Source organism: Tepidiforma sp. (assembly GCF_026419595.1).
In the GTDB taxonomy this organism is placed as follows: Bacteria; Chloroflexota; Dehalococcoidia; order Tepidiformales; family Tepidiformaceae; genus Tepidiforma.
Window position 1 is genome coordinate 90,918 of record NZ_JANZZD010000004.1, and the last position, 19,997, is coordinate 110,914.

Annotated in this window: 21 protein-coding genes; 10 read left to right on the top strand and 11 right to left on the bottom strand. The window is 71.0% G+C overall.

What is annotated here, in order from left to right; genetic code table 11:
- The first annotated feature begins 176 nt into the window (after window positions 1-176).
- Genes hrcA through dnaK form a run of 3 tightly spaced genes read left to right on the top strand, consistent with a single transcriptional unit; the run spans window position 177 to window position 3,766 of the window.
- Window positions 177-1,211, top strand: a complete 1,035-nt coding sequence (hrcA, locus tag N2041_RS03610) for a heat-inducible transcriptional repressor HrcA (RefSeq protein WP_297675898.1) — start codon at window positions 177-179, stop codon at window positions 1,209-1,211.
- A gap of 33 nt (window positions 1,212-1,244) precedes the next feature.
- Window positions 1,245-1,841 (top strand): nucleotide exchange factor GrpE, encoded by a 597-nt coding sequence (locus N2041_RS03615; protein ID WP_297675900.1) that lies wholly within the window; start codon window positions 1,245-1,247, stop codon window positions 1,839-1,841.
- 32 nt (window positions 1,842-1,873) lie between these two features.
- Window positions 1,874-3,766, top strand: coding sequence for a molecular chaperone DnaK (gene dnaK, locus N2041_RS03620; RefSeq protein ID WP_297675902.1), 1,893 nt, complete (start codon window positions 1,874-1,876; stop codon window positions 3,764-3,766).
- 55 nt (window positions 3,767-3,821) lie between these two features.
- Here the strand turns inward: dnaK and N2041_RS03625 are convergent, their stop codons facing one another.
- Both N2041_RS03625 and N2041_RS03630 read right to left on the bottom strand, forming a co-directional pair.
- Entirely contained in the window at window positions 3,822-4,628 is an 807-nt protein-coding gene (locus tag N2041_RS03625; RefSeq protein WP_297675903.1) for an inositol monophosphatase family protein, read from the bottom strand.
- On the bottom strand, window positions 4,625-5,374 hold the full coding sequence (locus N2041_RS03630; protein WP_297675905.1) for an SDR family NAD(P)-dependent oxidoreductase: 750 nt from the start codon (window positions 5,372-5,374) through the stop codon (window positions 4,625-4,627). The genes N2041_RS03625 and N2041_RS03630 overlap by 4 nt, the downstream gene beginning before the upstream one ends.
- Before the next feature lie 75 nt (window positions 5,375-5,449).
- On the opposite strand from N2041_RS03630, the gene N2041_RS03635 reads away from it, so the two are divergent.
- Window positions 5,450-6,076: a DNA-3-methyladenine glycosylase 2 family protein gene (locus N2041_RS03635; protein WP_297675907.1), complete on the top strand. Its 627-nt coding sequence runs from the start codon at window positions 5,450-5,452 to the stop codon at window positions 6,074-6,076.
- A gap of 18 nt (window positions 6,077-6,094) precedes the next feature.
- On the opposite strand, the gene N2041_RS03640 is transcribed toward N2041_RS03635, so the two are convergent.
- The gene (locus N2041_RS03640; protein ID WP_297675909.1) at window positions 6,095-7,033 is read right to left on the bottom strand and encodes an SPFH domain-containing protein; all 939 of its coding nucleotides are present in this window, start codon (window positions 7,031-7,033) and stop codon (window positions 6,095-6,097) included.
- A gap of 347 nt (window positions 7,034-7,380) precedes the next feature.
- On the opposite strand from N2041_RS03640, the gene N2041_RS03645 reads away from it, so the two are divergent.
- Both N2041_RS03645 and N2041_RS03650 read left to right on the top strand, forming a co-directional pair.
- Window positions 7,381-8,271, top strand: coding sequence for a CAP domain-containing protein (locus tag N2041_RS03645; protein WP_297675911.1), 891 nt, complete (start codon window positions 7,381-7,383; stop codon window positions 8,269-8,271).
- Window positions 8,272-8,367: 96 nt separating this feature from the next.
- Complete coding sequence (locus N2041_RS03650) at window positions 8,368-9,081, top strand: DUF4352 domain-containing protein (RefSeq protein WP_297675913.1); 714 nt, start codon at window positions 8,368-8,370, stop codon at window positions 9,079-9,081.
- Here N2041_RS03650 and N2041_RS03655 read toward each other — a convergent pair.
- The 4 genes from N2041_RS03655 to N2041_RS03670 form a co-directional block, all read right to left on the bottom strand.
- Window positions 9,063-9,800: a YafY family protein gene (locus N2041_RS03655; protein WP_297675915.1), complete on the bottom strand. Its 738-nt coding sequence runs from the start codon at window positions 9,798-9,800 to the stop codon at window positions 9,063-9,065. The two genes, N2041_RS03650 and N2041_RS03655, sit on opposite strands and share 19 nt — an antisense overlap.
- A 53-nt stretch (window positions 9,801-9,853) precedes the next feature.
- Entirely contained in the window at window positions 9,854-11,221 is a 1,368-nt protein-coding gene (locus N2041_RS03660; RefSeq protein ID WP_297675917.1) for a serine hydrolase, read from the bottom strand.
- Between the two features lie 2 nt (window positions 11,222-11,223).
- The gene (locus N2041_RS03665; RefSeq protein ID WP_297675919.1) at window positions 11,224-11,664 is read right to left on the bottom strand and encodes a nitroreductase family deazaflavin-dependent oxidoreductase; all 441 of its coding nucleotides are present in this window, start codon (window positions 11,662-11,664) and stop codon (window positions 11,224-11,226) included.
- 98 nt (window positions 11,665-11,762) lie between these two features.
- Entirely contained in the window at window positions 11,763-13,556 is a 1,794-nt protein-coding gene (locus tag N2041_RS03670; RefSeq protein WP_297675921.1) for an ABC transporter substrate-binding protein, read from the bottom strand.
- Between the two features lie 188 nt (window positions 13,557-13,744).
- Here N2041_RS03670 and N2041_RS03675 point away from each other — a divergent pair, with 188 nt between their 5' ends.
- Together N2041_RS03675 and thpR are read left to right on the top strand one after the other, a co-directional pair.
- Complete coding sequence (locus tag N2041_RS03675; protein WP_297675923.1) at window positions 13,745-14,596, top strand: amidohydrolase family protein; 852 nt, start codon at window positions 13,745-13,747, stop codon at window positions 14,594-14,596.
- Complete coding sequence (gene thpR / locus N2041_RS03680) at window positions 14,593-15,204, top strand: RNA 2',3'-cyclic phosphodiesterase (protein WP_297675925.1); 612 nt, start codon at window positions 14,593-14,595, stop codon at window positions 15,202-15,204. Before N2041_RS03675 ends, thpR begins: the two co-directional genes overlap by 4 nt.
- A gap of 7 nt (window positions 15,205-15,211) precedes the next feature.
- On the opposite strand, the gene N2041_RS03685 is transcribed toward thpR, so the two are convergent.
- Window positions 15,212-15,835: an MBL fold metallo-hydrolase gene (locus tag N2041_RS03685; RefSeq protein WP_297675927.1), complete on the bottom strand. Its 624-nt coding sequence runs from the start codon at window positions 15,833-15,835 to the stop codon at window positions 15,212-15,214.
- A gap of 55 nt (window positions 15,836-15,890) precedes the next feature.
- Complete coding sequence (locus N2041_RS03690) at window positions 15,891-17,024, bottom strand: beta-ketoacyl synthase N-terminal-like domain-containing protein (RefSeq protein ID WP_297675930.1); 1,134 nt, start codon at window positions 17,022-17,024, stop codon at window positions 15,891-15,893.
- Between the two features lie 349 nt (window positions 17,025-17,373).
- Here N2041_RS03690 and N2041_RS03695 point away from each other — a divergent pair, with 349 nt between their 5' ends.
- Together N2041_RS03695 and N2041_RS03700 are read left to right on the top strand one after the other, a co-directional pair.
- Window positions 17,374-17,820, top strand: coding sequence for a Fur family transcriptional regulator (locus N2041_RS03695; RefSeq protein ID WP_297675932.1), 447 nt, complete (start codon window positions 17,374-17,376; stop codon window positions 17,818-17,820).
- A 53-nt stretch (window positions 17,821-17,873) separates the two neighbouring features.
- Complete coding sequence (locus tag N2041_RS03700) at window positions 17,874-19,049, top strand: thiolase family protein (protein ID WP_297675934.1); 1,176 nt, start codon at window positions 17,874-17,876, stop codon at window positions 19,047-19,049.
- 31 nt (window positions 19,050-19,080) lie between these two features.
- On the opposite strand, the gene N2041_RS03705 is transcribed toward N2041_RS03700, so the two are convergent.
- Both N2041_RS03705 and N2041_RS03710 read right to left on the bottom strand, forming a co-directional pair.
- The gene (locus N2041_RS03705; protein WP_297675936.1) at window positions 19,081-19,698 is read right to left on the bottom strand and encodes a TetR/AcrR family transcriptional regulator; all 618 of its coding nucleotides are present in this window, start codon (window positions 19,696-19,698) and stop codon (window positions 19,081-19,083) included.
- 22 nt (window positions 19,699-19,720) lie between these two features.
- Window positions 19,721-19,891 carry a hypothetical protein gene (locus tag N2041_RS03710; RefSeq protein ID WP_297675938.1) on the bottom strand — a complete coding sequence of 57 codons (171 nt, stop codon included), beginning with the start codon at window positions 19,889-19,891 and terminating at the stop codon, window positions 19,721-19,723.
- Window positions 19,892-19,997: the final 106 nt, after the last annotated feature.

Sequence of the window (19,997 nt, forward strand, 5' to 3'; positions counted from 1 at the left end):
ACGGAGCCCCGCGACGACGTCGGCCCTCCCCTTCCGCTTCCCCGTTCACACTCTCCCCCTCTCTCCCCTTCTCCCTTCTCCCTCCTCCCTCCTCCCTCCTCCCCCGTGGTACACTTTCTCCACGGCTGTTAGCACTCCATCCGAAAGAGTGCTAACATGGCAGCGAGAGGTTGATAATGCCATTGTCAGAGCGCCGGGCCCGCATCCTCGCCCTCATCGTCGACGACTTCGTCGGCTCGGCGCAGCCTGTCGGCTCCCAGGCGCTCGTCGAACGCCACCGCCTCCCCCTCTCCCCCGCCACCGTCCGCAACGAAATGGCCGCCCTCGAAGACGAGGGCATGATCACCCACCCCCACACCTCCGCCGGCCGCATCCCCTCCCACCGCGGCTACCGCTACTACGTCTCCGCCCTCATGCCCGAACGCTCCCTCACCCCGCAGGAGCAGTTCACCATCCTCCACCAGTTCCACCAGGCCTCGCGCGACCTCGAGGAGTGGGTCGGCCTCGCCGCCTCCGTCCTCGCCAACAGCCTCCACAACATGGCCCTCGTCACCCAGCCCCGCGTCGCCGAGGTCCGCCTCAAGCAGCTCCAGCTCGTCGAGCTCACGGAAACCCGCGCCCTCCTCGTCGTCGTCACCTCCGATGGCGGCGTCCACCAGCGCATCCTCGATTTCCCCGTCGCCGCCTCGCAGGAGTACCTCTCCCGCCTGGCCCTTCGCCTCAACGCCGAACTCGGCGGTAAGAGCGTCGCCGAATTCCCCAAAGCCGAGTCCATCGAGCCCCTCGGCGCCGTCGAAGCCGCCGTCCTCGCCGCCCTCGGCGACCTCCTCCTCCGCGAACAGGCCGCCCGCGTCGAGGAACCCGTCGTCGAAGGCGTCCGCGACCTCCTTCGCCAGCCTGAATTCGAAAAAGCCGACCGGCTCCTCGATGCCCTCGAAGCCGTCGACGAGCGCCGCCTCCGCGACGCCATCCCCGCCGAGGCCGTTGCCGATGCCTCCGTCGCCATCGTCATCGGCGACGAAAACCGCGAAGGCCCCTACCAGGAGATGTCCTTCGTCCTCGCACGCTACGGGCCGCCCGGCGGCGCCGCCGGCATCGTCGGCCTGCTCGGCCCCACCCGCATGCACTACAGCGACGCCGTCGCCCACGTCCGCTACGTGAGCGACGTCCTCACCGAACTCATCCGCGAATTCTATGGCGGGGGCGATTGACGTCCCCCGTCCCACCCGACCCCAGGAGGCACCATGAGCGAACCCGGTGACGACCGCACCGTCGAACCCAACCCAACCGCCGACCCCGATGAGCGGACCGCCAACCCCGGCGCCCTCGGCAGCGACCGCACGGACCCGCCCGCCGACCCGGCCAGCGAACTCCAGGCCGAGCGCGAAAAAGCCGAATCCTACTACCGCAGCTGGCAGCGCACCGCCGCCGACTTCGCCAACTACAAGCGCCGCGTCGAACAGGAGCGCAGCGAGGCCCAGCGGCTCGCCAACGCCGCCCTCGTCATCAACCTCCTCCCCGTCTTCGACGACCTCGAGCGGGCGGTCGCATCCGTCGATTCCCACCTCGCCGGGCTCAACTGGGTCCAGGGCATCATCAACATCCACCAGAAATTCTGGCGGCTCCTCGAATCCATGGGCCTCAGCGAAATCCCCGCTGAAGGCGCCGAATTCGACCCCGCCTGCCACGAAGCCGTCGCCCGCCAGGCCGGCCCCGAAGGCCGCGTCCTCCACGTCGTCCAGAAGGGCTACAACCTCGGCGGCAAAGTCCTCCGCCCTGCCATGGTCATCGTCGGCGATGGCAGCGGCGCCACCGGCCAGGCCGGCAACCCCGGCAGCTAACCCCCTCACACCCAACCAGGAGCACACATCACATGGGTAAAGTCCTCGGCATCGATCTCGGCACCACCAACAGCTGCATGGCCATCATGGAAGGCGGCGAACCCGTCGTCATCCCCAACGCCGAAGGCGCGCGCACCACGCCCTCCGTCGTCGCCATCACCAAGAGCGGCGAGCGCCTCGTCGGCCAGGTCGCCAAGCGGCAGGCCATCACCAACCCCGAAAACACCATCTTCAGCATCAAGCGCTTCATGGGCCGCAAATTCACCGACCCTGAAGTCCAGCGCGACCTCAAGCTCGTCCCCTACAAGGTCTCCGCAGCCCCCAACGGCGACTGCCAGGTCACCCTCGGCGGCCGCACCTACAGCCCGCCCGAGATCAGCGCCATGATCCTCCAAAAGCTCAAGGCCGATGCGGAGGCCTACCTCGGCGAGCCCGTCACCGAAGCCGTCATCACCGTCCCCGCCTACTTCAACGACGCCCAGCGCCAGGCCACCAAGGACGCCGGCAAGATCGCCGGCCTCGAAGTCCTGCGCATCATCAACGAGCCCACCGCCGCCTCCCTCGCCTACGGCCTCGATAAGAAGAAGGACGAACTCATCGCCGTCTACGACCTCGGCGGCGGCACCTTCGATATCTCCATCCTCGAAATCGGCGACGGCACCTTCCAGGTCCTCTCCACCAACGGCGATACCCACCTCGGCGGCGACGACTTCGACCAGCGCATCATCGACTGGCTCATCGACGAGTTCAAAAAGCAGGAGGGCATCGACCTTCGCCAGGACCGCCAGGCCCTCCAGCGCCTGAAGGCCGAAGCCGAAAAAGCCAAGATCGAGCTCTCCTCCGCCCAGCAGACGGAAATCAACCTCCCCTTCATCACCGCCGACGCCAGCGGGCCGAAGCACCTCAACATCACCCTCACCCGGGCCAAGCTCGAGCAGCTCGTCCACGACCTGCTCCAGAGCACCCTCGAGCCCGTCAAGAAGGCCCTCGCCGACGCCGGCAAGAAGGCCTCCGATATCGACGAAGTCGTCCTCGTCGGCGGCCAGACCCGCATGCCCGCCGTCCAGAAGCTCGTCGCCGACTTCTTCGGCAAAGAGCCCCACAAGGGCGTCAACCCCGATGAGGTCGTCGCCATCGGTGCCGCCGTCCAGGCCGGCGTCCTCAAGGGCGAAGTCAAGGACGTCCTCCTCCTCGATGTCACCCCGCTCACCCTCGGCATCGAGACCCTCGGCGGCGTCATGACCCCGATCATCCCGCGCAACACCACCATCCCGACCTCCAAGAGCCAGGTCTTCTCGACCGCGGCCGATAACCAGCCGAGCGTCGAAATCCACGTCCTCCAGGGCGAACGGCCGATGGCTGCCGACAACAAGTCCCTCGGCCGCTTCATCCTCGACGGCATCCTCCCCGCGCCCCGCGGCGTCCCTCAAATCGAAGTCACCTTCGATATCGACGCCAACGGCATCGTCAGCGTCTCCGCCCGCGACAAGGGCACCGGCCGCGAGCAGAAGATCACCATCCAGCCCTCCTCCGGCCTCACCAAGGAGGAGATCGAGCGGATGCAGCGCGAGGCTGAGCTCTACGCCGAAGAGGACCGCCGCAAGCGCGAAGCCATCGAGGTGAAGAACACCGCCGACACCATGGCCTACCAGGCCGAAAAGACCCTCCGCGACAACGCCGACAAGATCCCGGCCCACCTCAAGACCGAGGTCGAAGAGAAGGTGAAGGCCGTCCGCGAAGCCATCGAAGCCGACGACGTCGCCCGCATGCGCTCCGCGATGGACGCCCTCTCCGCCTCCATGCAGAAGATCGGCGAGGCCGTCTACGGCGCCGCTGGCGCCGGTGCCGCCGGGGCCTCCGCCGATGGCGCGGCCTCCGGCCCGGCCGAGGAGGGCACCGTCGAAGGCGAGTTCCGCGAGGTCTAACCGCCCCGCGCCCGTCGAAGCTCCGCGAGGGGGCCGGCATCGCCCGGCCCCTTCGTCACGTCCCGGCAGTCTCCCGGTACGCCCGGTCCACGAGCTCCGCCAGCGCGCCGAAGAGCCCCGGCCCCGCCGCCACCACGTAGCCGTCTTCGAACCCGTAGCCGCCGAAGCCGCCCGTCAGCGCCCCCGCTTCGCGCGCGATGAGCCCGCCTGCCGCGATGTCCCACGGGTTCAGGCGGTATTCGTAGTAGCCGTCCAGCATCCCGCAGGCGACGTGCGCGAGGTCGAGCGCCGCCGAGCCCATCCGCCGGATGTCGCGCACCCGCGGCAGGATGCGCGCCGTCATCGCTGCCTGCGCCGCCCGCCGCGCCGGGTCGTAGGCGAACCCCGTCGCCAGCAGCGCGGTCGCGAGCGCCGCCCCGTCCCGCGCCCGGATTGGCCGCCCGTTGCAGGCCGCCCCGCCGCCCAGCGCCGCGCCGTACGTCAGCCCGTGCGCGACGTCGTGCACCACCCCCGCCACCACCACGCCCTCCCGCTCCGCCGCGATCGAGACCGCGTACGCGGGGATGCCGTAGATGAAGTTCGTCGTCCCGTCCAGCGGGTCCACCACCCACCGCACGCCCGACCTTCCGGCCTCCCGCGCGCCCTCCTCGCCGACGAAGCCGTCGCCCGGCCGCGCTCCCAGCAGCCACTCGATGAGCAGCGCCTCCGCCGCCCGGTCGGCCTCCGTCACCATGTCCGTGACCGTCGACTTCGTCCCGATGGCGAACCCTTCCGCCGCGTACCGCGCGATGAGCGCGCCGGCCTCACGGGCCGCCGTCTCGGCCAGCGCCAGCAGCTCGAGCGCCAGCGGGTCCGCGCTCACCGCAGCTGCCGCCCGCCGTCGATGACCACGATGCTGCCCGTCACGTAGCTCGCCGCTTCGCTCGCCAGCCAGACCGCAGCGCCCGCCACGTCGTCCGGCGTCGCCAGCCGCCCCATCGGGATGTCCGCCCGCAGCCGCTCGCCGTGGCGGCTCGCGAACAGCTCGTCCACGAGGTCCGTCTCCACCCAGCCCGGCGCGATCGCGTTCACCCGCACGCCGCGGTCCGCCCACTCGAGCGCCATCACTTTCGTCAGCTGGTGGAGCCCCGCTTTCGCCGCCGCGTACACCCCCTGCCGCTCCAGCGGCACGATGCCCGCTACCGAACTCACGTTGATGATGCTCCCGCCCCGCCCGGCAGCGAACATCCGCTTCGCAGCCTCCACGCTGGCGAAGTACGCGCCCCGCAGGTTCACCTGCAGCACCTGGTCGAACTCCGCCACGCTCACCGCTTCGACCCGCTTGTAGTACGGGCTGATGCCCGCGTTGTTCACCAGCACGTCCAGCGGCCCGAGCGCCCACGCCCGCTCGATGAGCGCCGCCACGTCCTCCGGGTCGCCGACGTCGCAGCGGAGGCCGATGCAGTTCACGCCCAGCGACGCCGCGGCCTCCTGCAGCGGTCCCTCGCTCCGCGCCGCGATGATGACCCGCGCCCCCGCCTCGATGAACGCGCGCGCGATGCCGTAGCCGATGCCCCGCGAGCCGCCCGTGATGAGCGCCGTCTTCCCTTCCAGCGAAAACCGTTCCATGCGCCCCATTCTCCGCGCCTGCCGCGAACCGATCACCCGCGGCGCGCCCGCGCGGCCTCGCGTACCATCGGCAGCATGGCGCTCGACCTCGCCCGCGCGGCCGCCCACCTCGCCGCCGCCGACCCCGTCATGGCCGCCCTCGTCGAAGCCGTCGGCCCGCTCGACGTCCGCCCGCCCCGGCCGGGCCACTTCGAGGCCCTCTGCCGGTCGATCGTCTACCAGCAGCTCTCCGGCCGCGCCGCCGGCACCATTTTCGAACGGTTCCGCGCCCTCTACGGCCGCGATGGCTTCCCCGCGCCGGCGGAGGTGCTCGCGACGCCGCCCGAAACCCTCCGCGCCGCCGGCCTCTCCCGCCAGAAAATCGCCTCCATCCTCAGCCTCGCCAGCCACTTCGCCAGCGGCGAGCTCGACGACGCCAACCTCCACCGCTGGCCCGATGAGGAGGTCATCGCCCACCTCCAGCGCGTCCGCGGCATCGGCCGCTGGACCGCCGAGATGTTCCTCATCTTCCAGCTCCAGCGCCCCGACGTCCTCCCCGTCAACGACCTCGGCATCAACCGCGCCATCATGCGCCGCTACGGCCTCCCGGCGATGCCGAAGCCCGCTGAGGTGCACGCCATCGGCGCACCGTGGCGGCCCTTCGCCAGCGCCGCCTGCCTCTACCTCTGGCGCGGCGAAGACACCGCCCTCCCCGCGGGCTGACCGGCGGTCGAGCCGCCGCTACATCCCGCCCCGGTCCGGCCGGTCGACGTCCGCCTGCGTCGTCGCCGCGTTCGCCGCGATGAGCGCGTCGCGAATCTGCGAGTAGAAATCCGACATCCCCGCCGGCGAATACGGCACGAAGATCGTGTTCGCCCGCGAGGCCGCACCGATCTCCTTCACCGTGTCATAGTGCTGCGTCATCAGCACCAGCTGCATGATCGCCTCCGGCGTCACCCCCGCGATGCTCTGCTGGAACTGGTCCACCGAATCCCGCAGCCCGTCGATGATCGCGCGCCGCTGGTTCGCGATGCCCTGCCCCTGCAGCGCCTTGCTCTCCGCCTCGGCCTCCGCCGCCTTCACCTTCAGGATCTTGTCAGCCTCGCCCCGCTCCTGCGCCGCCTCCCGCAGCCGCTTGGCCGCGTTGATTTCGTTCATCGACTCCTTCACCTTCTTGTCCGGGTCGATGTCCGTCACCAGCGCCTGCACGATCTGGAAGCCGAACTCGTTCATCTCACCCGAGAGCTCGTTCTTCACCGCGATCGCGATCTCGTCCTTCCGCTCGAAGACGTCATCCAGCTCCATCTTCGGCACCCGCGCCCGCACCGTATCGAACACGTACGCGGTGATCTGCACCGTCGGCTGGTCCAGCTTGTAGAACGCGTCGTACACCCGGTCCGGGATGACCATGTACTGCACCGCGACGATCGTGTGGACGAACACGTTGTCGAGCGTCTTCGTCTCCACGCTCACGTCCAGCTGCTGGACGCGCAGGTTCACCCGGCCCGCCACCCGCTCGATGAGCGGGATCTTCACGTTCAGGCCGGGCCGCGCCACCCGCCGGAACTTCCCGAACCGCTCCACGATCGCCGCCGTCTGCTGCTCCACCGTGAACAGCGACCCCAACAGCAGCACCAGCACGATGGCGCCCGCGACACCCAGCACGATCAGTCCAGCCATGGCCTGCCTCCTCGCTCGAACGGGTCACGCAAGACCCTTGATTGCGGCCCAGTATACGCGCCGGGCATGCCCCCGGCGGCGGCCGCCCTTCCCGGCCCGCCCCGCACGTTTTGCGAAGCGTTTACGAAGAATCGGGAAATTCCCGGTCGTTTCTCCGGCGCCGCCGGGCTAGGGTGAATCCGGTGGCGCCCTGAGGAGGAGACGAACCCTCGCCCCCGGCCCCGGCCGAAAGGCGGCGAGCCCCGGAACGACGCACCGGCACCCTGACCACCCTTATCGCCTTCACTGCGCCCGCCACGCGCCCCCGACCGACGCGCTTTTGCGAACCACTGGCCGGAGGAACCCCCATGCCGCTCCGCGCACTCACCCTCGCCGCCGTCATCACGGCCGCCGCGGCCTTCCCGTTCGCCGCTTCGAACCGCACCACTGCCGCGCTCGCGAACTGCGACGTCCCCGAAGCCGCCGCCGCGCTCGATGCCGACGAACAGGCGTTCATCCAGCTCCTCAATGACTACCGCGCCGCGAACGGCCTCCCGCCCGTTGCCGTCGATGCCGCGCTCACCCGCGCAGCCGCGTGGATGAGCATCGACCTCGCCGGCCGCGCCGGCCTCGACCACACCGATTCGCTCGGCCGCTCGCCGTGGAAACGCATGCCCGATTGCGGCGCCGCGAACCCCGGCGGCGAAAACCTCGCGGCGGGCACCCCGCTCGCCAGCCCGTCCGCCGTCCTGCAGGCCTGGAAAGGCTCGCCCGGGCACAACGCCATCATGCTCGGGAAGGACTTCACCCTCGTCGGCGTCGCCCGGCATACCGCCCCCGGCAGCCAGTATGGCGTCTACTGGACCCTCACGTTCGGCTACGGCCGCCCTGCCGTCGCCGCGAGCCCCGCGCCCTCCCCAACCCTCACACCGGCCCCGCAGCCGCTCCCGCCGATGCCGACCCCGGCGCCCGCCGCGCCGCCGCCTCCGCCCGCTCCTCCCCGGCCGGCGGAGAGTGCTGCCACCTTTGCCGCCGGCATCTCGACGTTCACCTGGAGCGGCGAGCCGGTGCCCGTCGACCAGGTCTTCGGCCCCGCCGGCAGCGCCCTCCGCGGCGTCTACGCCTACGATGCCGCCGCCGGCCGCTGGCTCCGCTGGAGCCCTCGCCTCCACCCGGCGCTCAACACCCTCGGCGTCCTCCAGCCCGGCGTACGCTACTGGCTCGTCACCTCCGGGCCCGTCACCGTTTCGCTCCCCTGACCGTCACGAATTTCGCGAACCTGTCGCGACATCCCGACACGACCTGACGCGGACCCCGCCGAGAATCGCCCCTGATTCCACCGGCGGGGTTCATCTATGGCCAAATCGCAAACCGAACAGCTCCTCAAAGAACTCGACCAGCTCCGCGCCCGCGGCCTCGTCACCGACGAGGAGTACGCCGCCCGGCGCCAGGCCATCATCTCCGGCCAGGTCCAGCTCCCGGCCCAGAAGTCTGGCGGCGGCTTCTTCAAGAAGGTCGGCATCGGCTGCGGCGCCCTCGTTGGCATCTTCATCGTCATCATGATCATCGCCGTGGCCGCTGGCGGCGGGAGCGATGACGGCTCGAACGGCTCCGGCGGTTCGTCCTCTTCTTCGAAGAGCGCCGACGTCCGCGTCACGCTCGCCGAACGCGCCGTCGGTGAAATCGCCCCCGAAGGCAACGACGCCCGCAAGTCCCGCGTCACCATCGTCCGCATCATGGACCCGGTCGTCTCCAGCAACCAGTTCAGCCAGCCGAAGGCCGGCATGCGCTGGATCGGCTTCGAAGTCATCCACGAGAACGTCGGCACCCGCGAAATCAGCTCCCTCACCTGGAAGCTCCGGGATACCAACGACAACGAGCACGACCAGGACGTCGTCGGGCCCGTCGTCGATATGCCCGACCTCGACCCCTTCTACGCCGACCTCACCCCGGGCGGCAAGAAGCAGGGCTGGATCTACTTCCAGGTCCCGGAGGGCGCCGGCGTCAAATGGCTCCGCGCCGACCCCAACACCTTCATGAAGGGCGACCTCTACTTCGAAGCGCCCTGAGCCGCGCCGCCGCCCGGCGCCCGCTCCATCCCGACGTCCTCCGCGGGGAACACCCTGCGGAGGAAGTCGTGGATCTCACGCCCTCGCTCCCGGGGGAACCGCTCGGCCTCCACCTCGGCCCCCGCGATGCGGTCCAGCCGGAACTCGCGGAAATCGTTCCGCAGTTCGCACCACGCCAGCAGCGTCCACGACCAGCCCCAGAAGAACAGCCCGAGCGGCCGCACCCGGCGCGCCGTCGCCGCTCCCGCGCTGTCGGTGTACCGCAACGTGAGGTAGCGGCGCCCGTCGATCGCCTCGCGCAGTTCGCTCAGCCGCGCCGCGAACCGCTCGCCGGGCCCGCGGACCGGCGTGTAGACCGGCGTCTCCACCAGCCGCTCCCGCAGCTCCGGCGGCAGCGCTGCTTCGATCCGCTGGAGCGCCGCTGCTGCGGCCTTCGCGGCCGGCGCGTCGGCCCACGCCTGCACCAGCCGGCTCCCAAGCACGAGCGCCGCCACCTCCTCACCCGTGAACGTCAGGGGCGGCAGTTCGAGCCCCCGCCGCAGCGTGTACCCCACCCCCGCTTCTCCCGCGACCGGCACGCCGCTCCGCGCCAGCTGCTGGATGTCCCGGTACACCGTCCGTTCCGAAACGCCGAGCGCCTTGCCGATCTCGGCCGCCGTCAGCACCGGGTGTTGCCGCAGCAGCTGGATCACCTGGAAGAGCCGCTCCGTCCGCTGCATCCCCGTATCCTGCCCCGTTCCTCCCGGCGCGAACAGATCCAGTTCGCCCGGGTTCAGTGGCCGGAGCGGCGCGCCAGCCGCCCGTCCCACCGGAGCCAGGCCGGCCGCCCGGCCTCGTCGCGCAGGAACTCCACCCGCTCGCCGCGCCGCGGCCCATCCGCCACCACCCACCGGTCGAGCGCCATCCGCGCGAGCGCGGCTGGCGGCGCGGGCACCGGCCGGTGCTCCCGCTCCGCCAGCATTCGCTCCGGCGCGCGGTCGCGGATGGTCAGCCTGCCGCCCGGTGCCGCCTCCACCTCGAGCACCGCCAGCGTCGCCTCGTACCTTCCCGCCAGCTCCGCCGCCTCCGCCGGGTCGCCCGCGTCGCCGGCCGGCACCCCAGGCTTCCCGAAGCCGAGGAAGTACTCCTGGCACCGGTCCGCGATCGTTTGCCGCGCCTCCCTGCCGGTGTCCGCGTTCGTCAGCACCGTCACCGCGAACCGGCGCCCCGGCACCAGCTCGAACGCCGAGAGCTGCCCGTTCGTCGCGCCGCCGTGCTTCACGAGCCGCTCGCCGCCGCCCGCGTCGTCGAGCATCCAGCTGATGCCGATCTCCGCGCACATGCTGCCCGCCGGCCGCTGCGGCTGCCGCATGAACGCCACCGTCCCCGGCGAAAGCACCTCCCGCGCTTCGAGCTCCCCGAGGTGGAACGCCGCCCAGCGCAGCTGGTCGACCACCGTCGAAATCAGTCCGCCCCCGGGCGCGATGCTCCGCGCCGTCGCCCACGGCCGCGCCGGCCGCGGCCCTTCTGCCGTCACCACGTGCCCCGCTGCGAACCGGTGCACCATGCATTCCTCCGGGAAGAAGAAGCTCATCCCCATGCCGAGCGGCTCCAGCAGCCGCTCCCGCACCGCCTGCTCGTACGGCCGGCCGCTCAGTTCCGCAACGATGAGCCCCAGCACGTAGAACCCCGAGTTGCAGTACGAAAAGTGGCTGCCCGCCGGCACCAGCTGCGGGCTCCGCGCCATCTTCCGCACGATCCGCTCCAGCGCGTCATCCCCCCGGCCGGTGTCCTTGAAGTAGTCCCCCGCGAAGCCTCCGTGGTGCGTCAGCAGGTCGCGCACGGTGACCCGCTCCGCGTCCGCCCCCGAGGCGAGCGCGAACCACGGCAGGTAGCGGCGCACCGGCGCATCGAGCTCCACCAGCCCCATCTCGACCAGCTGCATCACCGCAGTCGCCGTGAACGGCTTCGTCGTCGAGCCCACCTGGAAGAGCGTCTCCGCCGTCACCGGCAGCGGGTGGTCGACGTTCGTCACGCCGACGCCGCCCGCGTAGGCCGTCCCTTCGAACAGCACGCCGATGGCCGCACCCGGCACCTCCAGCCGCCCGCACTCCGCCTCCGCGGCGGCGAGCAGCTCGGCCGGCAGCGGCCGGGTCTCCACCGTCAGGGCTCCGCCGGCGTGAGTGCGAACACCGGGTGGCGCTCCGCCTCCTCGATGAACCGCTCCACCGGGTCGGTGTGCTTCGCATCGAAATACGGCCGCGTGATCGCCACCCGCTCGGCATACCGCTTCAGCACCGGGCCGGCTTCCGCAGCGCTCACTTCCCGCGCCCGCACCCGCTCCGAGCGCCGGCCCCGCCGCAGCTCGCACACCCCGGCGGCGCGCAGGTTCTTCACCCAGGCGCGCTCCCCATAGGGCGAAACGAGCCAGCGCTGCTCACCTTCGATGATCAGCGTCACCGGCGTCGACATCGGCGTGCCGCTCTTGCGCCCGGCCACCACCAGCAGCCGCGTGTTCCTTTCGCCGAGCCCGAGCGCGAGCCCTGCCCGCACGAGCGCATTCGCTGCGCGGCGTCCCGCGCCCATCCAAAACATCCGCGCCATGGCTCACCATGGTACCGGATGGTGCGAGGCCCCCGCTCCGCTCCCTCGATAGCGGAACGGGGGCCCCAGCAGGGGGGTTCTCAATAAGGTCTGAAGCGTCAGGCCTTATCGAGCCAAAAGTAGGGGAGCTCCTCGGTCGGCGCGCCGTAGGAGCCCGGCACCGTCTGAACGCCGATGTTCTTCACCCACTCCTGGTAGCCGGTCCAGCCGGTCCCGGCGCCCATGTTCTGCGGGATGTACCACATCTTCGCGGCGTTCTTCCGCTGGATCTCGAAGAAGATCTCCTTCCGCTTCGCCGGGTCGAGCTCGCGCTGCTGCTGCTTCGCCAGCTGCTCCAGCTCCGGGTCCTTCACCTTGCTGTGGTTCAGCGGGTTGTCCGTGAAGAAGCGGATCGGGTAGCTGCCCGCCTCCGGGAACGGCGTCTCGTAGCCGAACGCAATCCCCGTGAAGTTCCCCGTGAACGTCTGCGTGATGTACTTCGACGAGTAGTCCTGCACGTCCGTCGTCGTCTTGATGCCGATGGCGTTCAGGTACTGGATGTTCGCCTCCGCCACGGCGTTGAAGGCCGAGCCGTACCGGTTCGCCGTGTACTGGTACACCGTGCTGAAGCCGTCCGGGTAGCCTGCAGCTGCGAGCAGCTTCTTCGCCTCCGCCGGGTCGTACTTGAAATACTTCGAGGTCTCCCCCTGCGCGCTCGAGAGCGGGTCCAGCCAGAACCGCTCCAGCCCCGCCGGGATCAGGTTGTTCCACCGCTCCGAGACCGCCAGCCCCGCGTCCTTCAGCTTCTTCACGTTGTACGCCAGGTCCAGCAGCGCCGCGCGGTCCGTGCTCATCGAGATCGCCTGCCGCACCCGCGGGTCCTTGTTCCACGGCGAATCCGGGTTCGAATCCATGTAGAAGAACGAGAGCAGCTGCGAGACCTCGCCGTACAGCTGCACCTTCGGCAGCGCATTCTTCACGTTCACCAGGTCTTCAGCATTCAGCCCGGAGATATCCGTGTTCCCCGCCTGGAACTGCGCCAGCCGGTTCGCGTACTCCGGGATGATCGCGATCTCCACGCCGTCCATCAGCGGGAAGCCGCTGAAGTGCCAGTTCGGGTTCTTCGCGAACTTGAAGCCGACCGACGGCGTGTAGCTCTGCAGCACCCACGGGCCGGAGCCGATCGCCACCTTCGTCGGGTCGAACCCGCCGCTCCCGCCGGCCGCCTCCTTCGGCATCACCCAGAACAGGTTCGCATCGGCGAACACGTCGAGGAACGCCGCGTTCGGCTCCTTCAGCTTGAAGACCACCGTCGAAGCGTCCGGCGTCTCCATCCTGTCGACGAACGCCACCTGCGAGCGGTTCGCCGACGTCTCGGCCGTCATCTTCCCCCACGAGAAGGTGATGTCCTCCGTGGTAATCGCCCGGCCGTTCACCGGCGCCACGTTGTGGAACTTCAGATTCGGCTTCAGCTTCACCGTCCACGTCAGCCCGTCCGGGCTCGCCTCCGCCGATTGCGCGAGGTCGCCCACCGGCCGCAGGTCGGCCTGCTTCACCCCGATGCCCGTGTTGTACCGGAAGAGCCGGCTGTAGACGTAGGCCGCGAACCCCTTCGTCAGGAACGAAAGGTTGCCGTACGGGTCGATCGAGGGCGGGTCGCCCGTCGAGTCCACCTTCAGAATGCCGCCCCGCTTCGCGTTCGCGTACGGGTCGCTCGGCGTCGGTGTCGCCGCCGGCGCGCTCGTCGCGGTCGCCCCGCCCGCCGTCGGCGTTGCGCCGCCATCGTCGTCGTCATCGTCGCCGCAGCCCACGAGCGCAAGCCCCGCGGCACCGGCAGCAGCGCCCGTTGCGGCCCCGAGGAAGCGCCGCCGGCTGCGCCGCTCCCTCCAGAACCTGTCCCAGTACTCCGACAATGCAACTACCCCCTTGCTACGCGCCTGTTTAGCCATCGACGTCGTTGATGCGTCGTATAGGCCATGCGCAACGATGCCGGAATCCTGAGGCCGCGCTCAGCCCCTGTCAATGCTTCGTTCGACAGCGTCGAATACTTCGCCCGCGCACCTCGCCCGGCCGCTGCCCCCGGGCCTGCTACCATCCCCCCGTGCCCGGCTTCGTCGATGCCCACACCCACCTCTTCCCGCCCGCGCAGGTCGCCCGGCGGGCCGAACTCGCCGGCTCCGAGCCCGCCTTCGCGGAGATGTACGCCGACCCCGCGGCGAAGCTCGCCGATGCCCCAGCCCTCCGCGCCGCCCTCGGCCGCGCCGGCATCGACCGCGCCGTCGCCGCCGGCTTCGCCTTCCAGGCGCCGGCCCGCCTGGCCGAGCAGGCCGAATACCTGCTCGCCGCCGCCGCCGAGGCCCCCGGCGTCATCGCCCCCCTCCCCTGCCTCAACCCCGCCGCGCCCGGCTGGGAGCGCGACGCCGCCCGCTGGCTCGCCGCCGGCGCCCGCGGCTTCGGCGAACTCCGCCCCGGCAACCAGGGCTGGGACCCGCTCGGCCCCGAGAGCCTCCGCCTCGCGCACCTCGCCGCCGAGGCCGGCGCCGTCCTCCTCTGGCACGTCTCCGAACCCGTCGGCCACGCCTACCCCGGCAAGCGCGGCGGCATCGCCCCCGCCGACCTCATCGAGCTCGCCGCCCGCGTCCCCGCCGCCCGGATGGTCGCCGCCCACCTCGGCGGCGGCATCTCCTTCTACCTCCAAATGCCCGAAGTTCGGCAGGCTATCGGAAATATCTATTTCGATACCGCGGCCGTGTCATTGCTGTATGATGAAGGGAGCGTCGCGCGCCTCGTCGCCCTCGCCGGCCCGGAGCGCGTGCTCTTCGGCTCCGATTTCCCGTTGCTCGCCCCGGGGCGCCAGCTCCAGCGCATCGCCGCGGAACTCCCGCCCGATGCCGTCGCCCGGGTGTGCGGCGGGAATGCGCTATCTCTCTTCTTTGGAACCGCCACACCATGAGCGAAGCCTCCCAACAGGAACACGTCCGGCTCTTCGTCGCCTGCGAAGTCCCGGACGACGTCAAGGACGCCATCCGCACCGTCATCGATGACCTCCGCGCCCGCTCCGGCAACGCCGTCCGCTGGGTCCGCCCCGAAGGCGTCCACATCACCCTCAAATTCCTCGGCGAAGTCCCGACCCGCAAACTCCCCCACGTCAAGCTCGCCATCCAGGAAGCCGTCGTCGGCCACTCCCCCTTCGAGCTCGAGTTCTCCACCATCGGCACCTTCGGCGGCCGCGAGGGCCTGCGCCTCATGTGGATCGGCGTCGCCGGCGATGTCCTCCGCCTCGAAGCCCTCGTCCGCTCCGTCAACGCCGCCCTCGGCGTCGTCGGCTTCGAACCGGAGCGCCGCCCCTTCCGGCCCCACCTCACCCTCGGCCGCGTCCGCGATGACGTCTCCACCCGCCAGCGCGCCGAGATCGAAGTCGCCGTCGGCAAGACCGAGATCCCGCAAGTCAGCTGGCGCACCGCCCAGGTCTCGCTGATGCGCAGCCGCCTCTCCCCCGCCGGCGCCAGCTACGAAACCGTCGCCAGCTTCCCCCTCCGCGTCGTCCAGCAGCCCGTCTGAGCCGGCGCTACCCCACGAGCCGCGGCTCGAGCACCACCACCGTCAGGTCCGCCGGCAGCCCGCTCCGCGTCAGCTGCAGCTTCGGCTGCGGCTCCGGCTTCGTCCCGGTCTCCTTCAGGAACTTCTCCAGCGGGTCCAGCTCCAGCGTCTCTGGCCCCACCCGGTAGTGCATCGGGATCGCCACCCGCGGCTCGATCCGCGTCATCACGTCCGCCGCCGCCACCGCCGAGAGCGAACCATCGCCCCCCACCGGCAGCAGCAGCACGTCGACGTCCTTCAGCTCTGCCAGGTTCGCCGTCGCCGGCAGCCCGAGGTGCCCCACCCGGATGCCGTCCAGCTCCACCACGAAGCTCACCGTCCGGCTGCCGTCCGCCCGCGTCATCGCCGTCGCCGTCACCAGCACGCCGCCGATTTCGTACTCCCCCGGCGCATCGAGCACCATCGGCTCGCCGGCCACCAGCTCCCGCGCGCCGTAGCGCCGGTCGCCCGGGCAGCTCAGCGTCACGATCTCCGCCTGCTGCTTCCCGAGCGCGAACCCCGAATCCGGCGGCACCGGGTCCATCAGCACCGTGCCGTCGCGCCCCTTCAGGCGAAAGCAGGTCCGGCCGAGGAACGTAATCTCGAGCGCCACGACCCCATCCTACCCCGGCAGCCCGCCACGAGGAAGATTCGGCGAACCCGGCTGATCAGTTCCCGTCGCGCACCAGCAGGATGCCCGCCGCCGCCCCGCCCGTCCCCAGCGCCGTCACGAGCGCGCAATCCACCTTCGCCTGCTTCGCCGCCTTCACGAACGCCAGCTCCAGCCCCTCGATCGGCGTGCTCAGCCCCGCCACCGGCCACACCTCGCCCCGCGCCATCGCCTCAAGCGCCAGCGCCGCCGCGGCCGGGCCGCCCGCCGCCAGCAGCTGCCCCAGCGTCCCCGCCGGCGCCGTCACATCCGCGAAGTACGCATGCCGCCCGAACGTCCGCAGCGCCCCGAAGCCGTCCGCCGCGTCCGCCTCCGGCCGCCCGTCGGCGCACGAAACGAACAGGTCGACCTGGTTCTGCAGATACCCCGCGTCCGCGAGCACCGCCTGCATCAGCCGCCCCGCTTCGTTCGCGCCGGGAAGCGCCGTCGGCTCGGCTGCCGGGTCGAACACCTCCGCCGCGCCCGCGATGCGCGCCGCGATCGCCGCCCCGCGCCCCCGCGCATGCGCCTCCGATTCGATGACGAGGAAGGCCGCGCCCTCGGCGGGCACCATCCCGGCGTGCTCCCGGTCGAACGGCAGCGCCCGGGCCGCGCTCATGCCCCGCAGGTGCTCCAGCAGCGGCCGCTGCAGCGCCTGCGCCGCTCCCGCGATGACGATGTCCGCTTCGCCGCGCGCCACGAGCCGCGCCGCCTGCACCACGGCCGCCAGCCCGCTCGCCTCACCCCCGGCGACCGCTGCCACCGGCCCGCGCACGCCGAGCACCCGCGCGATGAGCTGGCCGTACGGCGCGAAGATCCCCGGCTGCCCCGGCGCCCGCATCGGCAGCCCCTCGGCGACGCCGAACCGCCGCGCATCGCCCGCTCCCGCGCCCAGCCCCGCCGCGTCGAGCGCGCGCAGCGCCGCGTCGAGCGCCAGCAGCGAGCCGCGGTCGAGGAAATGCACGACGTTCCGCGGGATGCCGGGGTGCGGCCGGAACTCGTCGCCGAACCCGATGCCGGGCAGCGCCTCGCCCTCGTCGCCGGGCGCGAACGCTCCCGCCGCCGGCTCGGCCGCCAGCAGCCGCTCCCACACGCCGCCGCCGCCCGCTGCCGCGGCCGTCAGCCCGAACCCGGTGACGACCGGGCGGATCACCGCTGGGTCGGCCCCGTCAGCCAGCTAGTCCAGCTCCTCATCGAGGAATTCGTCGTCTTCCTGCCGGCGGCGCCAGAACATGATCGCCCCGGCCAGGGCGCCCAGCAGCGCAAGAATCCCGAGCACCTTCTTCATGGCGGAGTACCTCCTTGGCCTGCTCACGCCGCTCCCCGGGGGAGACGCGCCCACCGGCCCGCGTCAAGTATAGGCGGCCCCCGCCGGTTGGGACTATCCGGCCCCCGCCCGGAGCGATTCCAGCTCGAGAACCAGTTCGAACCCGGACCCCGCATCGCCCTGTCCCGCCCGTCAGCTTGAATCGCGTCTCACCCGGCGCGAAACTGAGAAGCGGATGAAGTCCTCCCGCCCCACGAGCGAACTCCTCGAGCTCCTCGCGAGCCGCGGCCTCGCCGCCACCACCCAGCGGCTGGCCCTCCTCGCCGCTGTCCTCGATTCGCACGACCGCCACCTCTCGGCCGAAGACCTCTACCGCGAACTCTCCGAAGAGCTCCCCACCCTCAGCCGCGCCACCGTCTACAACAACCTCGCCGCCCTTGGCGCCGCCGGTCTCATCGAAAAGCTCGAAACCCCCGACGGCTCCCGCTACGGTCCCGTCGCCCGGCCCCACGTCAACCTCGTCTGCACCGCTTGCGGCAGCATCTCCGACGTCCTCGTCGGCGACCCCGACCTCGAAGCGCTCATCGACCGCGCCGCCGCCAGCGGTCAATTCCAGCCCCGCTCCGTCTCCCTCAGCGTCAACGGCCTCTGCAGCCCCTGCGCCGCCGCGGCCGCCGGCTGAGCCGCCCCGCCATCCTGTACCTTCGCCGCGCCCGCGGCTACGCTGGAGCCGCCATGCCTGCCGCCTTCATCTACGACGCGACCCGCACCCCGTGGGGCAAGTTCGGCGGCGCCCTCAAAGACCACGCGGCCAGCGACCTCGCCGCCCTCCTCATCCGCACCCTCGTCCAGCGCAACCGGCTCGACCCGGCCGCCATCGATAACGTCATCCTTGGCCAGGTCCTCCAGGCCGGCGCCGGCCAGCTCCCCTCGCGCCAGGCCCTCATCGCCGCCGGCCTCCCCGAATCGACGCCCTCCACCCTCGTCAACAAGGTCTGCGGCTCCGGCATGCGCGCCGTCACCCTCGCCGCCTCCCTCATCCAGCTCGGCGAGGCCGACCTCGTCCTCGCCGGCGGCATGGAATCCATGTCCAACGTCCCCTACTACGACGTCCACACCCGCTGGGGCGCCCGCATGGGCAACAAGACGCTCATCGACGGCATGGTCTACGACGGCCTCTGGTGCGCGTTCGACGATGTCCACATGGCGAACCAGGCCGACGACATGGCTGCCCGCCGCGAAGTCTCCCGCGAAGAGATGGACGAATGGTCCGTCCGCAGCCAGAAGCGCTGGGGCGCCGCCTTCGAAGCCGGCCACTTCGAGCGCGAAATCACGCCCGTGCCGAACCGGCGCGACCCCAACCACATCGCCCTCGCCCGCGACGAAAGCCCGCGCCCGAACTCCACCGTCGAACGCCTCGGCCGCATCCCCACCGTCTACGGCACCCGCGCCATCACCGCCGGCAACGCCCCCGGCACGAACGACGGCGCCGCCGTCCTCCTCCTCGGCTCCGAAGAAGCCGGCCGCCGCCACGGGCTCACCCCCCTCGCCCGCATCGCCGGCTGGGCCGAATCGGCCACCCGGCCCGCCGAGTACCCCGTCGCCTCGGCGCTCGCCCTCCGCCGCCTCGCCGACAAAACCCGCCTCGCCGTCGACGATTTCGACATCATCGAAGTCAACGAAGCCTTCGCCTGCGTTCCGCTCATCTGCGGCCGCGAACTCCACTGGGACGCCGACCGCGTCAACCGCTGGGGCGGCTCCGTCGCCATGGGCCACCCGATCGGCGCGACCGGCGCCCGTCTCGTGCTCACCAGCGCCTACCAGCTGCAGGAAGCCGGCGCGCGCTACGCCGCCGCCGCCATCTGCTCCGGCACCGGGCAGGGCGACGCCATCCTGCTCGAACGCCCCTGAAAGCAGCCGCCGTCCCGCGCCGGCCGGGCGCTCAGCCGGCGCCCGCCTCCATCCGCTCGCCGAACGCCGCCTCCATCAGCCGCTGGAGCGCCTCCAGCTGCCGCACCGGGCCGGGCGCGCCGGGCGCCATCAGCTGCACGAACCGCGCGCCCCAGTAGAACGAATAAAGCGCCTGCGCCAGCGCCTCGATGTCCCAGCCCTCGAGCCGGTCGCCGAAATCCCGCTTCAGGAGGAAGGCCACCGCCCGCAAGATCCGTCCCAGCTCCTCGCCGAATTCGTTCAGCAGCGCCGCATCCTCGTCCCGCACCGCCACCAGCGCCCGCTCGAACAGCAGCCGCGTATCGAGGTCCGCCCCCGGCAGCTCGAGCGCCGCGAACGTCGCCCGCGAAAGCTCCGCGAAGCCCGTCTCCACCTGCTCCGGGTGCTCCCACGCGGCTTTCACCGCCTCCGCCGGCCCCGCCATCCCTTCGCGCGCCAGCTCTTCCTTGCTCGCGAAATACCGGTAAATCGCGCCCGGCGAAATGCCCGCCTCCTGCGCGATCTCGGCCATCGTCGCCGCCGCGATGCCCTTCTGCGAAAACACCCGCGCGGCGGCTTCGAGGATGCTCCGCCGCCGCGCCTCCAGGTGTGCCTGCGAAACTTTCGCCATCCGTGTCCCTGCCCCCGCCGGCTCAGTTCGCCTTCGCCAGGTCCGGGAGCACCTGCAGTTTAGCGCGGGCGCGCTTCAGCGCACGCTCCAGCTTCTCCACGCGCAGCAGCCGCTCCAGCGTCATCCGCTGCGCAATCTCCCGCTCGAACGCCTCCAGCTCGCGCTGCCGCGCCACCATCAGTTCGTACAGCATCGTCCTGCCCTCCACGACAGTCTGTGAACGTTCGTTCACTGAATGAATAGTCGTTCATTTATGCCGGGACGTCAAGGCCCTCCCCGGCCCTAATCGTGAAATTTCC

Bases quoted from the DNA above. Each gene is read 5' to 3' on its own strand.
- N2041_RS03635 (WP_297675907.1), top strand. From the start codon at position 5,450: ATGGCGCTCGACCTCGCCCGCGCGGCCGCCCACCTCGCCGCCGCCGAC.
- thpR (WP_297675925.1), top strand. From the start codon at position 14,593: ATGAGCGAAGCCTCCCAACAGGAACACGTCCGGCTCTTCGTCGCCTGC.
- N2041_RS03665 (WP_297675919.1), bottom strand. From the start codon at position 11,664: ATGGCGCGGATGTTTTGGATGGGCGCGGGACGCCGCGCAGCGAATGCG.
- N2041_RS03695 (WP_297675932.1), top strand. From the start codon at position 17,374: ATGAAGTCCTCCCGCCCCACGAGCGAACTCCTCGAGCTCCTCGCGAGC.
- N2041_RS03710 (WP_297675938.1), bottom strand. From the start codon at position 19,891: ATGCTGTACGAACTGATGGTGGCGCGGCAGCGCGAGCTGGAGGCGTTC.
- N2041_RS03700 (WP_297675934.1), top strand. From the start codon at position 17,874: ATGCCTGCCGCCTTCATCTACGACGCGACCCGCACCCCGTGGGGCAAG.
- dnaK (WP_297675902.1), top strand. From the start codon at position 1,874: ATGGGTAAAGTCCTCGGCATCGATCTCGGCACCACCAACAGCTGCATG.
- N2041_RS03640 (WP_297675909.1), bottom strand. From the start codon at position 7,033: ATGGCTGGACTGATCGTGCTGGGTGTCGCGGGCGCCATCGTGCTGGTG.
- N2041_RS03655 (WP_297675915.1), bottom strand. From the start codon at position 9,800: ATGCAGCGGACGGAGCGGCTCTTCCAGGTGATCCAGCTGCTGCGGCAA.
- N2041_RS03615 (WP_297675900.1), top strand. From the start codon at position 1,245: ATGAGCGAACCCGGTGACGACCGCACCGTCGAACCCAACCCAACCGCC.
- N2041_RS03705 (WP_297675936.1), bottom strand. From the start codon at position 19,698: ATGGCGAAAGTTTCGCAGGCACACCTGGAGGCGCGGCGGCGGAGCATC.
- hrcA (WP_297675898.1), top strand. From the start codon at position 177: ATGCCATTGTCAGAGCGCCGGGCCCGCATCCTCGCCCTCATCGTCGAC.
- N2041_RS03645 (WP_297675911.1), top strand. From the start codon at position 7,381: ATGCCGCTCCGCGCACTCACCCTCGCCGCCGTCATCACGGCCGCCGCG.
- N2041_RS03630 (WP_297675905.1), bottom strand. From the start codon at position 5,374: ATGGAACGGTTTTCGCTGGAAGGGAAGACGGCGCTCATCACGGGCGGC.
- N2041_RS03650 (WP_297675913.1), top strand. From the start codon at position 8,368: ATGGCCAAATCGCAAACCGAACAGCTCCTCAAAGAACTCGACCAGCTC.